The sequence below is a fragment of the Rhizobium sp. WSM1328 genome (assembly GCF_057653715.1).
Genome location: NZ_JBYGKO010000004.1, coordinates 334857 through 356272, shown reverse-complemented (window position 1 = coordinate 356272; position 21416 = coordinate 334857). Strand labels below are relative to the sequence as shown.

18 protein-coding genes and 2 pseudogenes are annotated in these 21416 nt (G+C 59.7%); 7 read left to right on the top strand and 13 right to left on the bottom strand.

From position 1 onward, the window contains the following. Positions 1-111: 111 nt before the first annotated feature. Positions 112-2355 (top strand): bifunctional diguanylate cyclase/phosphodiesterase, encoded by a 2244-nt coding sequence (locus tag AC2444_RS32885; RefSeq protein WP_128449755.1) that lies wholly within the window; start codon positions 112-114, stop codon positions 2353-2355. A 78-nt stretch (positions 2356-2433) separates the two neighbouring features. Here AC2444_RS32885 and traA read toward each other — a convergent pair whose 3' ends face one another. Further along, positions 2434-5721 (bottom strand): Ti-type conjugative transfer relaxase TraA, encoded by a 3288-nt coding sequence (gene traA / locus AC2444_RS32880; protein ID WP_128449756.1) that lies wholly within the window; start codon positions 5719-5721, stop codon positions 2434-2436. A gap of 287 nt (positions 5722-6008) precedes the next feature. Between traA and AC2444_RS32875 the strand changes: the two genes are divergently transcribed. Then, the gene (locus AC2444_RS32875; RefSeq protein ID WP_128449757.1) at positions 6009-6326 is read left to right on the top strand and encodes a mobilization protein; all 318 of its coding nucleotides are present in this window, start codon (positions 6009-6011) and stop codon (positions 6324-6326) included. Next, positions 6326-6742 (top strand): annotated as a pseudogene (locus tag AC2444_RS32870) (hypothetical protein); the annotation flags it as partial. The gene AC2444_RS32875 and the pseudogene AC2444_RS32870, both read left to right, overlap by 1 nt. A 184-nt stretch (positions 6743-6926) precedes the next feature. On the opposite strand, the gene AC2444_RS32865 reads toward AC2444_RS32870, so the two are convergent. Continuing rightward, entirely contained in the window at positions 6927-8183 is a 1257-nt protein-coding gene (locus tag AC2444_RS32865; RefSeq protein ID WP_128408279.1) for a type II toxin-antitoxin system HipA family toxin, read from the bottom strand. Further along, the gene (locus tag AC2444_RS32860) at positions 8176-8505 is read right to left on the bottom strand and encodes a helix-turn-helix domain-containing protein (protein ID WP_128408281.1); all 330 of its coding nucleotides are present in this window, start codon (positions 8503-8505) and stop codon (positions 8176-8178) included. Before AC2444_RS32860 ends, AC2444_RS32865 begins: the two co-directional genes overlap by 8 nt. Positions 8506-8911: 406 nt before the next feature. On the opposite strand from AC2444_RS32860, the gene AC2444_RS32855 reads away from it, so the two are divergent. Next, positions 8912-9157, top strand: a complete 246-nt coding sequence (locus tag AC2444_RS32855) for a WGR domain-containing protein (protein WP_128449759.1) — start codon at positions 8912-8914, stop codon at positions 9155-9157. A 62-nt stretch (positions 9158-9219) separates the two neighbouring features. Here AC2444_RS32855 and AC2444_RS32850 read toward each other — a convergent pair whose 3' ends face one another. After that, on the bottom strand, positions 9220-10140 hold the full coding sequence (locus tag AC2444_RS32850; RefSeq protein ID WP_128449760.1) for an ArdC family protein: 921 nt from the start codon (positions 10138-10140) through the stop codon (positions 9220-9222). A 359-nt stretch (positions 10141-10499) separates the two neighbouring features. Beyond that, positions 10500-11342 (bottom strand): GGDEF domain-containing protein, encoded by an 843-nt coding sequence (locus AC2444_RS32845; protein WP_245461269.1) that lies wholly within the window; start codon positions 11340-11342, stop codon positions 10500-10502. A gap of 259 nt (positions 11343-11601) precedes the next feature. Between AC2444_RS32845 and AC2444_RS32840 the strand changes: the two genes are divergently transcribed. The 3 genes from AC2444_RS32840 (at position 11602) to AC2444_RS32830 (ending at position 13750) form a co-directional block, all read left to right on the top strand. Beyond that, positions 11602-12036 carry a hypothetical protein gene (locus tag AC2444_RS32840; RefSeq protein WP_012763335.1) on the top strand — a complete coding sequence of 145 codons (435 nt, stop codon included), beginning with the start codon at positions 11602-11604 and terminating at the stop codon, positions 12034-12036. A 454-nt stretch (positions 12037-12490) separates the two neighbouring features. Next, positions 12491-12796, top strand: a complete 306-nt coding sequence (locus tag AC2444_RS32835) for a hypothetical protein (protein WP_003548855.1) — start codon at positions 12491-12493, stop codon at positions 12794-12796. A 306-nt stretch (positions 12797-13102) separates the two neighbouring features. Continuing rightward, positions 13103-13750, top strand: a complete 648-nt coding sequence (locus AC2444_RS32830; RefSeq protein WP_245461265.1) for a thermonuclease family protein — start codon at positions 13103-13105, stop codon at positions 13748-13750. On the opposite strand, the gene AC2444_RS32825 is transcribed toward AC2444_RS32830, so the two are convergent. From AC2444_RS32825 to AC2444_RS32790, 8 genes and pseudogenes are all read right to left on the bottom strand, one after another. Next, a complete protein-coding gene (locus tag AC2444_RS32825; RefSeq protein WP_128449761.1) occupies positions 13751-14725 on the bottom strand; it encodes an OmpA family protein in 975 nt (324 codons plus the stop codon). It abuts the gene before it with no gap. After that, positions 14710-15915, bottom strand: coding sequence for a hypothetical protein (locus AC2444_RS32820; protein WP_128438611.1), 1206 nt, complete (start codon positions 15913-15915; stop codon positions 14710-14712). Before AC2444_RS32820 ends, AC2444_RS32825 begins: the two co-directional genes overlap by 16 nt. Beyond that, positions 15915-16739 (bottom strand): hypothetical protein, encoded by an 825-nt coding sequence (locus tag AC2444_RS32815; RefSeq protein ID WP_128449762.1) that lies wholly within the window; start codon positions 16737-16739, stop codon positions 15915-15917. Before AC2444_RS32815 ends, AC2444_RS32820 begins: the two co-directional genes overlap by 1 nt. Beyond that, positions 16717-18165, bottom strand: coding sequence for a hypothetical protein (locus AC2444_RS32810; RefSeq protein ID WP_128449763.1), 1449 nt, complete (start codon positions 18163-18165; stop codon positions 16717-16719). The genes AC2444_RS32815 and AC2444_RS32810 overlap by 23 nt, the downstream gene beginning before the upstream one ends. Positions 18166-18944: 779 nt before the next feature. Next, entirely contained in the window at positions 18945-19646 is a 702-nt protein-coding gene (locus AC2444_RS32805; RefSeq protein ID WP_128438608.1) for a type 1 glutamine amidotransferase domain-containing protein, read from the bottom strand. Between the two features lie 148 nt (positions 19647-19794). Further along, a complete protein-coding gene (locus AC2444_RS32800) occupies positions 19795-20184 on the bottom strand; it encodes a tautomerase family protein (RefSeq protein ID WP_128438607.1) in 390 nt (129 codons plus the stop codon). 311 nt (positions 20185-20495) lie between these two features. After that, positions 20496-20733 (bottom strand): annotated as a pseudogene (locus AC2444_RS32795) (tautomerase family protein). A 36-nt stretch (positions 20734-20769) separates the two neighbouring features. Next, a complete protein-coding gene (locus AC2444_RS32790) occupies positions 20770-21402 on the bottom strand; it encodes a DsbA family protein (RefSeq protein ID WP_128449778.1) in 633 nt (210 codons plus the stop codon). Between the last annotated feature and the right edge of the window lie 14 nt (positions 21403-21416).

Sequence of the window (21416 nt, the reverse complement as noted above, 5' to 3'; positions counted from 1 at the left end):
ACCGGATCCAGCACGAATAGGCAGCTTCCCTCTATAGGACGCTGGCAAGTTTAGCGTTGCCTTAAAGAAACCGTGCAAGGATGAGGGTCTGTCATCCACGCCGGCAACCCGATGAAGTTTCGAAGAAATCTCGCTCGCTCTGCAGTAAGTCATACCAGCGCATTCGCTCCCGCAATATTTGCCGCAATTATTGCAGCAATCGTCGTTTGGGTAGCAACGAACTGGCGGCTGGAGCGATCGCTTGCCGATGAGCGCTCGATCGTTGCCGGCGAGCTTGCCACCATATCCTCCCGGCTTCAGACGAACCTCAATAGCAATGTGAAGCTGTTGCAGGGGCTGGCGGCCGGCATCGCAGTCAATCCAGAGATGGGCCAAAACGGATTTTCCAAACTTGCCGCGCAGATCCTGCAACCCGATTCGCAATTGCGAAGCTTCGCTGCCGCGCCCGACATGGTGGTCAGCTGGGTTTATCCGGAGAACGGAAACGAAAAGGCCATCGGGCTCGACTACCGAAACAATGAGAAGCAACGGGCTGCCGCGATGCTGGCGCGCAACACCCACAATATCGTTCTGACAGGCCCAGTGGAGCTTGTCCAAGGTGGAACCGCTTTTGTCGTCAGGTGCCCGGTCTACATCAATAACGGAACAAGCCAGGTCTTTTGGGGCCTGCTTTCCGGAATAGTCGACATACCGAAGCTTTACCAGGAAAGTGGCCTTGCTTCGACCGAGCTTGAGATCGCCATCAGCACCGTACCGGAGCCGAATTCGCCCAAACAGGTTTTTTTCGGCAGCCTGGCAACTTTTTCAAGCAAACCGGTTCAGACATCCGTTGACATGGTTTATGGCCGATGGACCCTCGCCGCACTCCCAAGACCGCGATGGGGCCAAAATAGCGGGATCGGTATTTTTGAGTTCTACGCCAGCCTGTTGGCATTATGTGTCGTTGCACCGATTGTCTGGATCGGCTTTCTGACCGGATCACGCCAAAGAACGATCGAAAAGCTTCGCCTTCACAAGAAAAAGCTCGTTCGAGCACGACAGAGGCTGGAGCATCTCTCATTGCATGACGCATTGACGGGGCTTCCCAATCGACGATTTGTCGACCGGATGATCTCGCAACCGCCGAGACCCCGTCCACAAGATTGTCTGATATTCATTCACATCGACCTGGATCGATTTAAGGAGATCAACGATACGAGAGGGCATGCTGCCGGTGACGCGGTCTTGCAAGCAACGGCTTCTCGCCTTGCCGATTTGGTTGGTCCAAACGACGTGGCGGCTCGGATCGGTGGAGATGAGTTCATCTTCGCCAGTTGGAGTGCCGATCCGGAGCCGAAGGCAACCGCATTGGCACGACAAATTGTCGATACGCTCGATCAGCCCCTCATCATCGACGATGCGGCGTGTGTTGTCGGTGCAAGCGTCGGCGTCGCCTGGGAGACTGAACGTGCTCTCGGTCCGGACCTCGGCCAATTGCTTCTCAATGCCGATTTGGCTTTGTACGAGGCAAAGAAGGCGGGTCGCGGCCGCGCGGCGGTTTTTACGGAAGAGCTTCGCAGCGCCGCGATCCACTCGAAAGAATTGGCGGACGAATTCAAGCAAGCGCTAGATCGCGATGAACTCGTTGCGTTCTTTCAACCGCAGTTCGATGCAAATACGTTGGACCTTGCCGGCGTCGAGACACTTGCCCGTTGGGATCACCCGCAAAAAGGTCTGCTCGCCCCGGACAAATTTCTGGACGTTGCGGAAAAACTGGGGCGCACCGGCGACATGGATAGGCTGATCCTGCAAAAGGCCCTATTCGAGCTGACAAGATGGGACAGTCTGGGAATGCAAATTCCACGTGTCTCTGTCAACATTTCAGCGCGTCGATTGGCGCAGCCAAATCTGCTTGCCGAGCTGTCCGAACTTCCCATAGCGAAAGGTCGCCTGTGTTTCGAGCTGCTCGAGACAATCTCCTTCAATGATCTTCAACCTGTTCTCAAAGAGATCATTCCAGCCGTCAAAAAGCTTGGCATCGAAATCGAGATCGATGACTTCGGCACCGAACATGCCAGCATTGTCAGTTTGCTTCGATTTGAGCCGCGACGACTGAAGATCGATCGCGAAATTATCAAGCCGATTGTCGCGTCTCCATCTCAGCGCCGCCTGGTCTCCTCCATTATCGAAATCGGCCGATCGCAGAACATCGACATCGTTGCAGAGGGCGTGGAGACAATGGACCATGCGAAGATCCTGAAGGATCTCGGTTGCCATATATTGCAAGGTTACGCTCTGGCACGGCCAATGACCTCGGAGCAGTTGATTGAATTTTATTGTGTGAAGGACAAAGGAATGACAGAGGCAGGCCGATAGCCAAGCCCCGCATTCCGTGCATGATTATCTTCCGTCGATCCTCGACTTATTGCAGCCAATCGCCTGTGACCCAAACATCTACATCCCAAGCCCCAAGCTCTTGCCCCGCTTCAGCGACCGCTTCAACTCCATCTGCTGGGTGAGCTCCGCACGATGACTACGATCGGCAAGGCGGGCAACCTGGCGGATCCGCTCGACGTCACCATCCCGATCCGGTCCCACTCGCTTCAGCTGATCCGCGAGATCTGCGGGATCGGCGCGACCGAAGCGCGTTTCGATCGCAGTCACGATGTCCTTCGCCTCGGCAAGCGCTCGACGCCCCTGCGGTGTCCCGGCCAGTTGCTCGACGAACTTTGCCTTGTCGCTATAGGGGAGATCGTCGAGCTGGCGCAGCAGCGCTTCGCTCCGGCGGCTCGGCCCCAGAACCTCGACCCCGTCCTGCTTTTCCCGCTTCCAGCGTTCGGAGCCGCATTCAGCCGCAAGGCGACGCTGCCAGGTGTTGGCGGATTGGCGAACATGCGAAGCCAGCGCATCGATCCGCAAAAGCGCGTGTTTGCGTTCAGCGTTGTCTCCGAACAGGCCGGTCTTGCCGGCGAGCGCGCCGATCGTCTCGGGCAAAGTGCTGAGTTGGTTGGCGAGCGCGACCGGATCTGCGTTCTCATCCAGGATCCGGCCGCGCAACACGTCCATTGCCGCTGGCGCGTCTTTGAACACCTGCGGCGCAAGCTGCTTTGCCGCGGCCCAATCTCGTTCGAATGCCGGCATCGCCCTTGACCGTCCGACCGCTTCGACGCTCATCGCATAGGTCTTCACGGCCGCAACGAGCACGCGGCGTTCATCGCGACGTTCATCGCCATTGGGATCCTGGTGCGAAGAGCCGCCATCGGCGATGCTGCGGGCCGCGAGCGGTGTAGGCTCTTGCAGTGGCTTGGGAACCGCCGTGTCCGGGATGGGCTGTATCCCTTTGCTGATTTCGTGAGATGCGACCTCGCTCTCGCCCTGTCCCCGGCGATCCTCCATGTCGCGCCGATTGGCAAAGTCATGGGTATAGTCAAGCGTCGTCTCCTTGACGCCTGAACGGCTCAGTGCCTCTGTCAGGGATCGCTCCGTCTTGAACGCATCCAGCCCGGCATAGAGCTGCACCTCCTCGCGATGACGGGTCATCGCCACGTAGGTCAGATGCCGGTCCATCGTCGTCGACGCCAGGACAAAACTCCGGTCGACGGTGGCACCTTGCGTCTTGTGGATCGTCGTCGCGTAGCCGTGATCAAAGGCCTGGTAACTGTTCACGGGAATGATCACCTGGCGTTGCCCATCTTGCGTCTGCGCCTTGCCGTCAAGCCGAACCTGTATTGCGTCCGGCGCGACGGCGATCACCTCGCCCAGCATGCCATTCTTGACGCCGAGATCACGATCGTTCTCCAGGAAGACGATGCGATCGCCGCGTGCGAAGGATCGCTTCCCATTGTTGGTCTGGTAGGTGAGTTCCTCACCACGATCATCCGAGGTGCCGGTGCTTCTTGAGAGCTCACCGCGCTCCTGCAACCGAGAGCGAATGCCGGCATTGATGGCACGGACGTCGTCGCGTCGATGGGCCATCGCAATGCGCGTGTCGTTGGGATTGGCCGATCGGTCAGCGACGTAATCGGCAATGATCGCCTTCAGCACGTCGTCGCGGTTTGCTTTCAGCTGGATGTTGCCATGTGCTTGGTAGGCAGCAAGCCCGTCGGCAGTCCGATGCGAGGCGAAGTCGATCGAGGCCTGCTTTTGCCAATCGGCTTTTTGCCGGCGCACTTCCGACAGTTGCGCGTGACCGACGGCTTCGGCAATCGCCCGGAACGGCGCGCCCGCTCCGATCGCCTGAAGCTGTTCATGGTCACCGACCAGGACGAGCTTGGCGCCGGCCCGTCTGACCTCGTCGACGAAGCGGGCAAGCTGACGACTTCCGACCATGCCGCCCTCGTCGATGACGAAGACGTCACGAGCATTCAGCCGACCGCGATCAGCCTGCCAGCTGTATTCCCACGACGCCAAGGTGCGACTTGAGATCCCCGACGATTGCTCCAGGCCTTCCGCCGCCTTGCCGGCCAATGCCGCGCCGTGAACGCGATAGCCCTGCGCTTCCCAGGCGTGCCGGGCAGCCGCCAGCATCGTGCTCTTGCCGGCACCGGCAAAGCCGATCACCACGGCGATCTGAGCTGGACCCGTGACATGCTCGATCGCCTGGCGCTGTTCCGCCGATAGTCCCTGCCCCGGTGAAGGATTTCCCGCCTGGATCGATCTGTCCTGAGCGGCGATGGCCGCATCGACATTGCGCTTGAAGACACCATGGTTTTGGCGCGCCTTCATCGCAACAGCGGATGTTGCTATCGCACCCTCGATCGCCACCATCTCGACCGTCGAATAACGTGCCTCGCCGTCACGACCGCGAAGGCTTGAACTGTCGGGTCTGAGCTCGACAAGTGCCTTCGACGCCATGACCGCGGCAAAAGCATTCTGGAAGGTCTGCGCATCGTCATTGATAGTGCGATGCAGAGCCCTGGCAATGTCATAGCGGCTGAAGACGCTTTTCTCGTTGGTGATGAGCTTCAATATCTCTTCGGGCCGCCGGCGAATGGTCTCGGCATTTCGCTCGGCCGATTGCGGTGAGATGCGGACGCGCGAGACTGCCCCACCCTGCCGATCGATCTGAGTGGCATGCACACCGACATGTTCGCTCGGCTCGATCGTGATCCCGGCCTCCAGATGCGAACGATGATCGATGCGGATATCGTGGCCGGCCCTCTCAAGGTGCGTGTTGGCAAGATGCTCCCAGGCCTGTCTGAGATCCTTCAGCTGCAGCTGCGATGGCGGCAGGTGATTGGCGAGAAGCCATCTGTTCTCCCGCTCGAGCAGCGTCTTGTCGCCAAGACCGGTTTCCCTCACCTCACGCGTCGTCATCATCAGATGCGCGTGGCTGTTTCTGATATCGCTTGCCCCGCCCGGCCGATGGATCGCGAAGTCGACGGCAGCGCCATAGCGATTGGCCAGATCCTCGGCAAAGGCCCGCGTCAGCACCAGGCGTTGATCGGAACTCAATTCGTGTGGCAGGGCGATTTCGAATTCCCGGGCAATACGGGCGTCGCTGCGTTTCTCGGCACGCTCGGCGGCATTCCACAAGGCCGATCGCTTCATCGCCCAATAGGCGGAAGACCCAGTCGGCAAGACGATCTCGGCATGCTCGACACCTTTCCTGTTGCTAAAATCATGGGTTAGCCCATCACGCTCGTTGGTCAGCCGCTCGGCCGCACGATAGGCGGCGGACGCGACAGCGCTGCGGCCACCGCTGCGGGCGATCGGCTTCATGCTGAGATGATAGATCGCCATCGCTTGTCCCCTTTGTTAGCGGGCTGCCGGCCCGCGCTTTGAGTTGCCCCGCAACTCGTAAGTGCGCCCTTGTGCCGTCGTCGCTTCGCTCCTTCGGGCACTGGTGGGAGCACGCGGCAATCTCCCGATGACCTCGTAAGCCGTTCACCCGGTCGCTTCCACGCGCAGATTTGCGGGTTTCGAAGCGCCGCTCTTCGAGACAACTTCGATCTAGGCACGCCGGCGGCTCTGATCATCCGTTCATCGCCGCGGCCAATGGCTGAACAGGAACAAGGGAGGAGATCATCATGGCGCGCAAAACCATCGGCGAACGGCTGGCCCAGCTGGAAGCCCAGCGAAAGACATTGCAGATCCGGCTCGGCAAACAGGAACGCGCCATCGATACGCGCCGCAAGGTGTTGATCGGCGCACTTGTGCTGCATCGGCTGGAGAATGATCGCGATGTGCTCATCGGCGCAGGACTGGCAGCCTGGCTCAGATCCGAACTGCCAAAGTTCCTCACCCGCGACGGCGATCGAGATCTGTTCGACGATCTGCTGAAGCCACAGCTACACGAACCGTCGCGCGGCAATATCGGCAATGTCGGCAACGGGAGTGCAGTGTGATGATCCATGCCATCAAGATCAAGATTGCCTTCGCAAACATGATGCGCATGGCGGCCCGTGATCCGCTCTGGGCCATCGTCGCGTTCATCACCTTTCCGCTGCGATATGCCAAGTCGTTTGTCATGGGTGCGGCCGGCTACTTGTTTGTCGTGTTCACCGTCTACTTCGGGATCGACTACCTCAGACGCGTGATGCTCGGCGGCCACAGGGGTGACGTCATCTGGCATATCGGCGATTGGGTGGTGATGGCCTTTGCGGTCGTGCTGCTCATTCGATTGTTGTCGGTTCCGTTGATCACGCATTTTGGATCGGCGGTGGACGACACGCATGGGTCTGCGCGCTTTGCCGGCCGAAGAGAGATTGCGCCGCTGACAAAGGCGGGCAGTGGCCTGCCGGCCAGCGGCCGATCGTTGCGACGAAGTTGCGCTATTATGCCGATCCGGAATTCGTCGGATTGTTTGGCAAGCAGGACAGATAAGGCAGGAGAGATGAACCAGGCGGTTCACATCACCCCGATGAACCGATCGGCGCGCGTCTTGGACGCATTCGCAGTCGCGGCAGCGGAAGATCCGTCATGACAGCGTGCTTGTGATTCCAGCCTTATTGATTGGCGCAACTGCTGAGTACCGGCGTCATCACCTTCACGTGCTCATCGATCCGCTCGAGCACTTTTTCCGGGACGACGGCCCGTTCCGGAAGGCTCCACCAATGCCTGTTGACGCGTTCAACGACATCGATGACCGCCTTGAGCACAGCCGGCTCCGGCAGCCTCGCGCGGTTGGCGAAGATCTTCCATCGCTGCGCGACGAGCGCCTTGAAGGAGCGCTCGCCGCCGAGCGACAGCGCCATCGCGTCGGCGGGAATATAGGGCACGGTCGACAGGACATCGTAGATCGGCGCGAGCTCCGGCTTGTCGCCATTGCCACGATAGATCAGCGACCAGTTTTTGAGGTGCATGTCGCCATTGCCGGTTATTGCCGTCAGGGCCAGACGGCGTACGAACTCGAGGGCGGCCGTCGGCGAGATGGCGACACCGAGGGCGGAGGCTATATCGTGGTATGCCGCGGCCTCGTATTTGCGCGAGGGATAAATGCCGAAGACCTGGGCGAAATCCTCGATATGGATGCGTTCAGCGCCGGCGCCCCGATCGAAGCGTTTGACCAGGAGGACCTTTCCGTCCGACAGCGTGTCGAACTCCTCGGGGATCCCTTCGAAATCGGACTTCTCGACAAGCTCGCGTTCTGGCACTTCCATGCCGATCGCTGCAGCCAATGCAAGGTTGGCGTACTCGTTTTCAGAGACACCAGGAAACGATGTCGAAGGAAGCTTTGCGATGTAATGGCCCTGCTCGTCACCCATCGGCAAGGTTAGGCCACCACCCCTGCCAGTGTTCTTCATCACCGAGAGTTTCATCTGCACACCCGCGAGTGAAAACCGGGCTTTCGGCTTGCCCCTCGACGCGTCCTCGATCACCGCCGTCGTGCCACCGCTCGGTACAACGCGGACAGCGCCCGGCAGGTCCTGACCGAGTGCGGCCAGTAGATCAAAATCGTTGCCCGCGCGCACATGACCTGCGTGGTGCTTTTCCATCGCCTCGCGCAATTTGTCTTCAGGAAGAAGATTGGCGAAGAACGCCGGCAAGGCGCCGGCAATTGGCTTGGGATCCTTGCGCAACCCTCCCGTCGCCGCCCGGAATGACAGGCTAAGGACTGGGAACCCACCCGTCGCGCGATAAGCTTCATCGAAGCTGAACGCATTGAAATCTCCAGGCGTCCTGACGAGTGTGCCGACCTTCAGATCGTTCAGCAGCACCTCAAGCGAAGGAATGGCGTTGGGAGCCTGAAACATCTTAGCCATGATCGTTATCGTCGGGGCGGGAGATGAAAGCCGGGAGATCATCGTCGTCATGTGGGCGCAGCAAGGCCTCGACCGCGGGAACCATTGCTTGGGGGATCATCATCATTTCCAGGCCGAGCGCGCGGGCGACATTCAGCAAAGTCGTCGCGCGAGCCGCGGCGACCCCCGTCTCGATGTCGCGATAACGAGGGCGCGAAATGCCAGCCAAATCGGCGACCCGTTCCTGGGTCATTGCCGAGGCCTGTCGTGCCTTCTTCAATAACCGCCCGATTTCGAGCAAAGCCGCCGAATCTGGGATCATGATGATACCTGCGCGTTTCATTCGACATTGGACTGATACGTATAGATATCTTCTTGTCCCCGTTGTCAACGAAAATAGATCTGTTTACGGATCATATTAGAGCTACGATATGTTTAGAGATCATCGTCAGGCGCCTTAGCCTCAACGGATAGGGCCGCCTCCAATTTGCCTGGCCAGGAGACCGTGGTGTTCAACACGCGGCGGCACTGTGTCGGAAATTGCCGAGCAGCGTGTCGCCCGCCCGCTGCTGACGCCCGCCGATCGTTGCGATGAAGTCGCGCTATTATGCCGATCCGGAATTTTCCGGATTGTTTGTCAACCAGGAGAGATGAGCCAGGCGGTCCCATCACCCCGATGAATCGATCGGGCCTCATCGATTCACAAATGTCGTTGGACGCGAGCAACTGGCGTTTGCGATTCTGCCGGCATGACAGTTCAGCCCTATCGTCTCTACATCGAACGCATCGATCCATCGAAGAACATGGCCCGCTTTTATGCGCTGTCGATCGAGCCGAACCTCTTCGGCGAGACCTCGCTGGTGCGCAGCTGGGGACGCATCGGCAGCCGCGGGCAGCAGAAGATCCATGTCTTCGACAGCGAGGCAAAAGCCGTCGATCTCCTGCTCAGCATTTTGCGCAGGAAGCGATCGCGAGGCTACCTTCCGCTGCCGTGATCGGCATCCGCGTCTCGCATGCCTGATTGAAGGAAGAGACAGTTGAGTGAAGAAGAGACGGCTTACGCCGCCTCCTCCTCGTTGCGCTCCGGCTGCAGGGAATGCAGATAGTCGACGGCGCGCTGCGCATGTGCTGCCGCCGAGAAGATGGCACGCTTGTCGTGGTCGAGAACCTTCAGCCAGCCATCGAGATAGCTGGCGTGGTCGGGGCGTGGTTCGAGCTCGGGAACGATGCCGAGATCGGCGCAGAGAAACGCGCTGCCGAGTTCGGCAATGAGCTCTTCGCGGGCGCGTTCGCTCCGGTCTTTCGCGTAGCGGCTGAGATCGCGATCAAGGCGTCGCGGTGCGGCGGTCCAGTGCGTGATCTCGTGGCTGAGGACGGCGACATAGGCGGCATCGTCCCTAAAGGCATCCAGGCATGGCATCTGGATGTAATCACGCTGAGCGGCATAATAGGCAGCCGATCCTCCGTGGCGGATCAGTGCGCCGGTATTGGCAAAGAAGCGGCCGGCATCGCCGATGCGGCTCATCGGATCCTGGAGAGGTGCGACGTCGTCAAAGCGGCCGTTAAGACCGGCGATCTGATCGATGTTGAACACCGTGTAGGCCTTGAGGAATGGAATATCCTGTTCGATCTCGCTGCCCGTCTCGGTCGTCTCGGTGCGGATGAACGAACTGGCAAAGACCACGGTCGTGCCGGTTTCGCCCTTGCGAACGGCGCCGCCGAGTTCGATTGCCTGGCGAAACGTCATCCAGCGTGATGAGGCAAAGCCGCGGGCGAAGGCTTGCGACCAGAGCAGCAAGACGTTGATCCCGGTGTAGGGTTGGCCGTTGTGGCGCAGTGGCCGGCTGACCTCACTTGCCGCATGTCCCGTCGTCCAGGGTTTGGTCCATGGCCGCACGCCCCGTTCGAGATCGGCGATGATCGTGTTGGTGATGCGGCTGTAGATATCCGATCGTTGATTGGATTGTTGCCTGCTCATGTTGGAACCTCCGTTTCGAGGTCGCGGCGATCGCGACCTGCTACGGCGGTCCAAAAGCCGGGCTGCAAGCGGCGCCTGCACCCGCAGGGCCGAAACGCAGTGGAGGACGGCAAAGCCGTTGCCGGCGGCGCGAGCCTGGCAGGACCAAAAGCCGGGGCAGGACGCGATGGCCGAAGTCTAGGTGGGGGGTTTAGACGCAGGCGGACATGGCAGATCCGCGAAGCGGCTTCATGTCGCTCGCGTCACGGCTGCACGCGACGGCGATGGCTTGCCCGGCCGGCCCGACGATCGCCATTGCCCCGGCCGAGCGACTGACGTGCAAGACAGGCCAAACAGAGCTTCAAGCGTAGCCCATGTCCCTACGCCGCGCGCACCCTGTCGCGTCCGCTCAACTTGGCAGCGTAGAGCGCTTGATCGGCGCGTCGATAAAGCTCCGAAGCGCTGTCTGACGAGGCGCAAGCGGCGATACCGGCGGAGCAGGTGTAGCTGAAGTCGGGTGATTCAGGCAGAGGCCGGGAGAAGCGGATCACCGTCAGCATGCACTCGACCATGGCAATGGCGTCTTCCGGCCCGGTTGCCGGCATCACGAGAAGGAACTCTTCTCCGCCGATCCGTCCAAAACAATCGTTGCGGCGAACATTCTGATGAATGCGATGAGCAAAATCGCGCAGGACGACATCTCCGGCATGGTGACCAAGCCTATCGTTGATGTGCTTGAAATTGTCGATGTCGAATACGGCAAGGCATCCGTTGTTTCCGTGCCGGGCGGCTGTCAGCATGTCGTCGACGCGTGCCATCACAAAGCGGCGGTTGGCGACACCCGTGAGTTCGTCGGTGTAAGAAGCCTTGATCGCCTGGTCCCGATCCTGCCGGACAGTCCTGCCATGTACTCGTAAACTGGTGATGTCGCTCGCAATGCACAACATCCAACCGTTCTTCTGGACCGCCTCGGTCATCCAAAACCACCGGCCATCGCACAGGTCCGTCTCGAAAGCTCGATAGCCGATCTTGCCGCGGCGTGACTGCGTCGAGCGCAGCCACTCGTCGAAATTGCTCGTCCGAATGACAGTGCCTCGCGCGAGCTCGAAATTGCGCCGCATGAGATCAGGCCAGAGTGGAGTTTCATCGGGCTCGATGAAATAGACAGAACGAAAGGCGCTGTTGGCGTACCGCAGCCGGTCATGACCATCGTAGACGGCAATGAGCGTCTCTGTGCGTCCAGAAAGGTGCAGAAGCTGCTCGAAAATTTCGTCCATACCGAACACTGCCTGGTTGCCTTGGCATGACATGGCGCGGAAACCCTATGAGAAAAGAGCCGCCCCGCAAGTAAAGGCGCCTCCAGTGATTACGGAAACGTCAACGACATGTCCGTTTTCAATCGTGATTGGACATCGGCCGCGACCTGAGCGACGCTGTTTTCGGGAGGCGGACCATCTATTTTTCCGGAGATAGGAGGCCGAAATGGAACAGTACGCACTCGATCAGTTGAAAACCATCGCAACGGTCAGCCCGACCTGCAAGCGCCTCGAAATAACGCGGCGCGAACGGCTTGAACGGTGGGCCGAAAGTCTCGAACGCAGCCCCAGACCGTTTCTCAAGACACTTCACGAAACCGAATATCAGCCGATTTCAGATCGGCTTGCCCTGCGCGATGACGGCACGCCCATCTCCGTCGCGTTCGCTGATCCCATTCTGCGGGCGGCGGGAATGGAAAATGACAGCTATGGAGAAGCCAAACGGTTCTTCGAACTCAGCGACGAGCAATTGCATGATCTCGTGTGCTTCTGCCATTTCGGTGAACGCGTCAGCGCGGCAGTCGTCGCTCGCCGTTTGCGGAAGATGTCAGGTTCCAAACCAAGTGGGTTTTTCGCTCAACTGCGCGCGTTCTTTGGCTAAGCACGGTTAAGGCGGCTGCTGTTGCTTGCCTCGGAAGAAAGGGCCGCCGGGTCATCGGCTGGTCCTCGTTTCGACGCGTGCCGACGTCGTCAGCTCAAACCGACCACACTCGCACCCGTGGGCTGACGACGTGTCGCCAACATCGCTCGCGCGGCATCCGATCCAAGGATGCCGCGGCGATGGTGAAGCGCGACAGCAGCTTATCCGTGGAACGGGGAACAATGTCGCCGCGACAGCGGTGAGCATGAAAACGGCAATCCGATGCGTTCTCCAAAATCGCGTCGCCGAACCCTCCAGCGATGTCACCTTGCTCCGGCCTCGGCAATGCCCGTTTCCGCGACGGGATCGGCCGCTGTTTTCCATACAGGTCAATGGCTCGCTTCGGCAAAGTTTCAGTTGACCGTTTTCGATGGGGAGGTGACATTCTCCTGTAGCGAGGCAGGAGGAAGAAACGATGGACGAGGCAGACCGTTGGCGCCATATGGCAAGCGCACCGAAAGACGGTAGTCGGATCCTGGTCACGATCCGGCCATCCGAGCAGGGGCCGGCGGAGGTCGATCTCGCGTACTGGTCGAATGGCGATCAGTTCGCGGGAGAAGGCTGGCGGGCATCCGACTCCTCGCCGGGGCAGATCATCGAATACGCCGATCCGGAACTGAAATGTTGGATGCCAATGCCTTCGGCCAACCTTGGTCGCACGTCGATACCCCCACCCTGGGAGGGCGACGATGACCGGAACCTCGACGGGTCGGGGATCTGAAAAAATCGCGCTGAAGGACAATGTGACAAGCGGGTGTGGATTTGCCCTTCACGGGCTTCCTCGGATAACGAGCCCGTTCTCACGTTGTCGCGCCGCGAGTTGAAGCGGGATGGGCGATGTCTCGCATTGCGTAAATATCGGCCACGCTCGGAGAATTCCTGATCTTTCCCGGGAAGGCAACCCCGCGTTAAGCCGGCATGAGGGTTTCGCGTGCGAATTTGAAAACGGGCGCCTCGCGACGCGTTTTTGAAGAACAGAGAAGGCAACTCCTTATTGGCGAACACGAAATTCAGACACACGGGCTGGATGATCGTCATCATCCTATTCGCGATCGGGGCATTCCCACTGGAATCGACGGCGGCCACGGTGCGGGTCATAGACGGGGACACCATCCTTGTTGACCAAATCACGGTTCGGCTCGACGGAATCGACGCACCCGAGGCCGGACAGAAATGCGCTTCTCTCTCCGGACGGGATTGGCCCTGCGGCAAGGTCGCCATCGCGGCGATGGAGGAACTGGTGGCATCGGGAGACGTCGTCTGCGATGATCGCGGAGTGGACATCTATCAACGACAGCTGGGTGTATGTCGTGTCGGCGAGCGTGAGATCAATGCCGAAATGGTCGCGTCGGGCAACGCCTGGGCATTCCGAAAATACTCCACCGACTACGTCACACTCGAGGAAAGGGCCCACAGCGAGCACCTGGGGATTTGGCAGGCTTCCACGATCCCCGCATGGGATTATCGCGCCGACAGATGGAACGTGGCCGAGCAACAAGCGCCTAAGGGCTGCCCGATCAAAGGCAACATCTCCGAAAACGGCCATATCTACCATGCGCCTTGGTCTCCTTGGTACGACCGCACCAAGGTCGATACCAAGAAAGGCGAGCGCTGGTTTTGTGATGAAGCCCAGGCGCTGAAAGCCGGATGGCGGGCGCCGCAATGGGGCCATTGATCACGGAGACAGGGACTGAGCCCGTCTCCGGATCCTGATTTCGATGCGTCGCCGGGCCTCGACATTTCCTGCCTGCCCTACGGTGACGGTATCGCCCGGAAGTATCAATTGCGCCGCCGACATGGGAAGCACCGTTGCTTGCCCCAGTTTTGGATTCGCCTTGAGGATATTCGCGACGGCGATCGCCCGGGCCAGTCCCAGACCGGCGTTGTCGGCCGGCTCAAGGGCAGTGATTGGCAATTTACTGTCCAGGACATCGATGAAAGTTTTGTCGAGATTGGAATTTGTCCGGGCCAGCGGCTGCTCGTCGGTATGGCCAATGACCTCGATGACGTCGACCTGATAGCGAGACAGGTTATCCGCGATCTGGTCGGAGATGGACGTGCCCAGTTTCTGCTGAAATTCGTTTGTCAGCTCGGCGCTGCCTGACCTGAAATAATAGCCGCCCGCTTCGCTGAGATTGATGATGGGCGGCCACTCGTGTGGGCTTTTGGCCGCCGCGTTGGCGGTGACAAGCCTTTTGATCTCCGCGGGAGCGGCGTCGAGATCTATGCCGTTGTCGTTCAGGACTTTCCGCAACGCGGCCAGTTTTTCGAGCTCCGACATCTCGACCCCGCTTTTCTGCAAGCGATCAACGGCCTGGCGGGCCGAAATCAGTTCCCGCCATTCCTTCTCGAACTTCTCCCGATCAATGGGTGAGAGGTTGCCGGCTCCAAGCCTGGCCTGAAGTTCGACCACCCGGGCGGTCGCGTCGAAATTGTCCTTCTTGAGTTCCGCCAGCTTTTGCTCGGTGACCCGCAGCTCCCGTTCGGCCTCATATCGCTTTTTCCTTTCGGCAGTCACCAGCGCGGCTGCCACCAGCAGGAGACAAAAGACGAGCAGCAGCATGGATTCGGCCATGGTCAGGCCCAGAATGAGGCCGCGATTGTAGCCCTTATGCTCGAGCTTCGGGGTCTCGGCTATGTGCGCTGCCAATTGAACCACCTCTTACGCTCGATCGCTGATGCAGGTCGCGGCTTATCATCGACTTCAACCGGTTTGGCTGGCGAGGCTTCAAGACTGGCCAAGTCGATCGCGGTTTCCTCAGAGACCGAACCAGCCCCCGTCGGAACGGCCGGCTCAGGACGCTCAGCGTACGTGCTCGGGCTCGGGCCTGCTTCAGGCGGCAACGGTGTCGGGGGCTTCTCAAGAGCGTTGGCGATACGGTCGAGCTTTTCTTCAAGGGTCTGCAGCGGCTGCAGCGCTTCCTTGGTCTGCTCGATATAGGAACGCCCTCGCTCGGTATCCGCCTCCATGCGCTTCAAATGGGCCTCGGTCATCTCCCTGATGGACTCGATGACCGGCGTGAGTTCGATCTTGATGACATCTTCCGGGGCACGTATCTCCCCAAGCCGTGTCCCGACGCTTTCCACCGCGCCGCCGAACTTATCGATGATCGTCGAAAGCTGGCCGGTGGTTTCGGTCAGTTTCGCCGCCGCGTTGTTGTTGCTGTCATTGATGGTCTTATTGTGGGATTCGATAATGGCCGAAAGCTGCTGCGCCGCCTCCTGAATGGGCTTGATCGCCTCTTTCGACAGGGATTCGATCGCCTTGCGAATATCTTCGCCGTTCTTCTCGGCCTGGCGGGCGATCTCGTCGAACCCCTCCGACAGCATCTGGTTGCTGACCCTGCGGTAGTTCGAAAACTCCCGGGCCGAGGAATCGAGCTCGGTTCTGACGCGCCTGGTCATCTCGGCAAGCTCGTGCCTGGCACTGCGCTCGATGTCCAACGGATCGCGACGCATCTGGTTGAACAGGATCCGGAGCGTCACCCCGGCAATCGTCGACGTCACCGCGATACCGAAGTTTCGCACGATCGTGTCGATGGAGGTCTCACCGGCAAATAGATAGAGCGACACCCCGAGGCTCGAGAGCGTGAACAGAAAGCCCATGTAGTAGAGATTGTCGCCGGCCTGCTCGTTATGCAGCCGGAAGCCCGCCAATAGCAGGGAAGCTAGAAAGTAGGTTGCCATCAGCAGCAACGGGACGACGGTGACGACCGCCGTCGACCATCCCCATAGCTTGGCCGTCCAGATGAACACCATGCCGCCGATGGTTGTGAGCGCAAACAGCACCAGCGGCCCGTAGTCGCGGATCGCGGATCTTGTCACCTCTCTCGAGGCCATCAGCGTTTTCCTTCCAGACGGATGAAACCGTCGAAGTAGCCGTTATTCTTTGTGATCCACTCTTTCCAGAATTCGGCCAGTTCCTCGGCGGAGAATTTCAGGTTTGGACGCTGAAACGCGAGGATCTTCACCGACACCCCGTCGAGAGATGTCCTGAACTTATCACGCGCCTCGCTTTTCTGAAATTTAGAATAGGCGACACCGTCGCGGTAGTTCGAAAACGCCGGCGTGTGTTCGATCATGTCGGAGGCGACGAACAGGGCCCTGGGCGTTCCGGCGGGGAGGCTCGAGAACACCTCGAGGTTGATCCGCTGGATTCCGGCCATGATCGGCGAGGCATCGCCCGCCTTGCCGGACGCCAGCCTGCCAGCTATTTCCTCGAGGGGCTTTTGAAAGCCCTTTTCCCAACGGTCCTGGATCAGTCGTGGATTGCTGGTCCATTCATCGGCGAGGTCGCCGCTGCCCGGATTGCAGCCGTGGAACGTACGCTCCGGCTCGCCTTCCTTCTCGGTCAGCGAATAGATATCGATGGCACCGCCGACTGGAACTCTGGTCACGATTTGCTGAAACTGGTTCTTGAGATCAAGCGCCGTCGTGTCGGAAATGGGATCGGTGACGTCAAGCAGGATGGCGGTTTCGGACGTCGCGCCGGTGACCGGGCAAAGGGAGGCCTTGTCGACCGCCACGGTGCTGCTTGCCCTGTATTTGAGCCACCCGAACGCGCCGATAATGGCGACAGACACCAAGCCAAGGGCGATGGCGCCGACAATCAGTCCGACGGAATTGCCACCCCGCCTACGGCTACGCCTGCTGGATCGCGCCAAGGCCGGCCTCCGGGAATATGTTGTCCAGCTTGTGATAATTTTCGACAGCGGCTTCGAACTCGGCACCGATCCTGCGAATCTGCTCCGACAGTTCCGCCTGAGCCGCCTGAATTCGACCGCTCAAGACCGCGTCATCCCATTCCTCGCTGGTGCGCAGCACCGGTGCCAGGCGCTCGAGCTTGTAGGGATGGGAAAAATACCCGGGCTCGGGTTCCGTCCGTCCCGCGCGGTTCGCGTCGCGATAGATCGTCAGCAGCGCGTTGGCGGCGCGCTCGAGATTGCTCTGATGCTCCGCAAACAGTCCCACGGTCCGCGTCCGGTGAGCGATGATGGCCGCGCATTCCTGGCGCCGCCCGCTGAGATCGCGCACGATCTCCTCGATCTTGGCGTTGTGATCGTCTCTTATGTCACGGAGGTTGTCGATGAGCTCGAGCTTCCGGTCGATGTAGTTCGCACGCGCGTTGTCCAACCGCTTCCTCACGCCGGCAAAACCCGGATAGGGATCCGTGAGGTAGCAACCGTCGATGAAGGCCAGAATCGAAAAAAGCAGTCCGACGGCGAAGAGCATCCAGGAATTCAGTTCGGCAAGCTCCAGCGGCGCGTTTCCGAGCCGCAATATAACTTCCGCGCCGGCTCCGGAAAGAACGGTCGATGACACCTCGCGATAATGCGCCAGGGCAAGATTGATGCTCAGGGCGATGCAGATATAGGCGACCAGCCCACAGAACCCGAGCAGCTTGAAAAACAGGGATCGATGGACCAGGAAACGAACGCAATAGACCGAGAACAGCAGAGCCGATCCGATGTTGAGGACGGCGAACGCGATCGCCTCCGTCACGCCGCCGACGATCCCCTGCTCGCTTCCCTTGGCGAGGAAGCTTCCATTCATGATCATCTCGAAGAGCACGAGGAAAACGATCAGGGCGATCTTGAACGCCTGCGCGGCGGCGGTCGAAACCTTCGCGGCGCGATCGAGATTGTGTTTCGCCTTGAAGGATGACATCTCGTCCTCGGCGGCCTTCAGGTCGCGGCGCAGCCCGTGCAGTTCGTCGACGCCACTTGCCACCTCGGCCTTGAAGTCGGATACGCTCGACGCGTTGGCTTGCCGGATCAGTCCGAACTGCCCCTCGAAGTCGAGATTGCGCAGGCGACCCTCGAAGGTCTGAAATTGATCCTCGAGGACCTGATAGGAGGCGGCCTTCTCCTCCTCGATCCGAGAGACTATCCGCTGCTCGACCTCGTCCGGCGACGCGGCGCTTGGCGCGGGCCGATTAAGCTTGCCGTTCTCGGCACCCTTTGCCCGCAGATCGAGCGTGGAACTGGTCTTGTCAATATCGAGCGAAGGGAAGATGTCGGTCGAGGCACGAAAGTCGTGGCTGGATTCCCGAACGCCCTCCCAGAGCCTGTTCAATGCTTCAAAGCGCACGCGAAACCTTTAGTGGTTTGTTTACCAAATGATGCTGCTGAACTGGATATCGCAGCGGTTGTACGTGGTCCAGCGTCCGTTTCCTTCGCCGATACTAATCGAGCCATACGGTTAATCGAGATCTTTTCCAAACATACACGAAATGCTCGCGCCCACGGCAGATCGCGGCCAGTCTGCGGTCCTTTTCAAAGCCGCGCCGGTGATGGTCGATCGTTGTTGGTCCGAAAACACTTGTCCGGCGACCGAGCGAAATGGCTCGCGATCGGCCACGTGGCGCCAAAAATCCGTAACAGCATCGTGGCGGGCGGTCGCTGCCGCAGGCCCAAGCTTAACGCGCGGCCGTGCCGGCCACGGCAAGGCGCCCCTCCAAACAATGAGCATACCAGGCGAAGGCGCGTCCGCGCCGGCGCCAGTTCGCGCACGGCTTGACCGGTTAAAAGGGTAGCCGCAAGAGGGTTAGCAGAGCGCCGCTCGCAACGAGGACCGACTGCCCCCGGCAAGCCGTTCCGCTTGGGGCGCACCCGTGGAGCGACCTCTCAGCGCCCCCAGCAGGGTGACGAAAATTCACATGCTCGGCCAGGCATTCAAGAGCTCGTCCAAACTCGTGCGCTGGCGACCAACAGGCGCAACGCAACAGGCCGGCCGCGCATTTCTCAAAACCAAAGCCGGCCACCTTGTCAGAAACCTGAATTGGCCGTTCCACTTGATCCTCCACGAGCCCACAAAGAGGCCGCAGATACACCATCTGGCGACCTCTTTTTCGCTTACCGATGATCAGCCTAGGCGACGACGGCGCCGGCTTTCAAACTGGTGAGAAGCTTGATGAGGGCCTGCGCACCCGCGGTGGAAGATGCCGGGTTCTGCCCAGTGATCAACATGCCGTCGGTGATAGCGAAGCTCTCCCAGTTCGCCTTCTTCTCATAGAGACCGCCGAGACGTTTGAGCTCGTCCTCAACAAGGAAAGGAACGACCTTCGTCAGTTGCACTTCCTCCTCCTCGCCATTGGTAAAGCCTGTCACCCGCTTTCCCTTGACGATCGGAGCGCCTCTATAGGTGACGCGGTGAAGCACGGCCGGCGCGTGGCAGACTGCCGCCACCGGCTTGCTGGAGTTGTAAAAGGACTCGATTAGCTTGATGGACTCCTGGTTGTCCACGAGATCCCACATGGGACCGTGCCCACCGGGATAAAAGACGGCGTCGAAATCTTCGGAACGGGCTTCGCTCAGCTTCTTGGTGCTCGCAAAAACCTTCTGCGCGGCCTCGTCGGCCTTGAACCGCGTCATGGCGGGCGTCTGATTTTCCGGCAGATCGCTCTTCGGATCGATCGGAGGTTGACCGCCTTTGGGGGACACGAGTGTCAAGTCGACGCCTGCATCGCGGAAGACGTAATACGGTGCGGCGCCCTCCTCCAGCCAAAAACCAGTCTTGCGCCCTGTACTTCCGAGGGTGTCGTGCGAGGTGAATACCATGAGGATCTTCATGCTTAGGCTCCTTCCACTTTTCTGAATTTGCAGCCGATCGGCTGCACGACTGGAAGCATGTCTTGGATCAGCCGGATTTGCATGTGCACGTTAGTATCGCCGATACCTTGGTATTGGTGGGCCTACCAGACCGAGACGTGTGTGCCTATCACAGCTCGCCCGTCAGGAACTGCGCGCTGCCCATGCCGAACGACCAGTCCTCGTCCGAGTTGATATGCAGAGAGACCATCACGTCAGATGGCGCCACGTCGCAGCGAGCCTGGAGCGCACGCGTGAGGCTTGAATAGAAGGCCACCTTGGCACCTCGAGACCTCGGGCGGCTGGTTATTTCGAGCAGTAGGAACTTCTCGGTCCGGGTGATGTCGAGCCCAGTGTCAAGCGCGCGAATATTCGACGCCTCGTGCTCTTGAAGGATCTGGTATCTGTCTCTCCGCGGAACGCCGAAAGTCTCCACGACGACGTCGTGAATGGTATCAAGCAGCATGTCGACCTCCTGTGGCGAACGACCTTTCAGGATATGGATTTTGACGAGAGGCATTGGTGTCTCCAAAATTGCCGAAAACAGTGTCGCTGAGAACTGTCCTCCTGCTAGGGGGCCAAGGCTATTGCACGATGGTATTTCCGACGCCTCGACGGCACGGAGAAGCGATGGCGGATCCTTGCCGCAGCACCAGGCACGCCGGCTGGCTGGGATGAACCCACTTCGCTCACGGCATGCTCCGCATCCTGTTTGCCGAACTGAGAGCTTCGGCTCCTTGCGTTCAGTTAGATCCGGCCGGCAGCGAAAAACGCACACGCCGCCGGTGATCACCGGCGGCGTGCATATTCTTCCTCTGGAATACCGTGAGGTCAGGCTTTGCCTTCAGCCTTCTTCTTCCGGTATTGGACGGTTGGAAGGCCGCCCCAGCCCCCAGTTGTCCAAGTCGACTTCCTCGATCACCACGTAAGTCGACTCCAGCGGCTTGTTGAGGACGTCGAGCATGACCTGGCTGACGCCAGCGATGATTGCGGCTTTCTCCTCGGGAGTTACCGACGCGCGATCTGGGGTCGTGCCCTCACGGGTTACTTGCACGGTGACTATGGGCATTTGCTATTCTCCTTGTTCGATGGCTTCGTCGATCTGCTAGGCGGCCATTGCAGCGAGGTGCTTCTCAAGTTCGTCGACATGCGCATACCCAGCGCCGACCTTGCTGAGAGTTCCAGCCTTGTTCAAGAACAAGGTCGGGAAGCTTGAAACACCCATTCCTCGCACCGTCGCGAAGTCCGTTGCGGCTTCTTCGATCGTGCTACGCTTATTCCATTCTGCCAGGAATTCCTCCGAGCTGACGGGATGACCGAGTTCAGCGAGCGCGCGAGAACCGGTCTCAGCCAATGTGGCTCCGTCCGTCGTGTCGAGCGCGTCGACGTAGAAGGCATGCTGGAATGCCCGGAAGACGCTCAGAAGATCGGCTTCCGGTCTAAGAATGCGGGCGGCCACCACCGCACGGCACACGGGTTCGGTGTCGTAGACGAAGCCCTGTCTGGCAAGAAAGCCTTCTCGGTTGAACGGTACGCCGCTGGCATCCTCGACCTTGCCCCAGTGGTGCAGTCTGAACTGTTTGCCCGCGTCATCGAGAACGTCGGTCGCGCCCGCGCGCAATCCACCGAGGAGGATCTTCAGGGATAGGTCCGGACGCCGCTCAAGCAGCAGCCCCATCTGTTTGCCGAATCCATAGCACCACGAGCACATCGGATCGGCGGCTAGTACAATTTCCATTGTCTTTCCTTCAC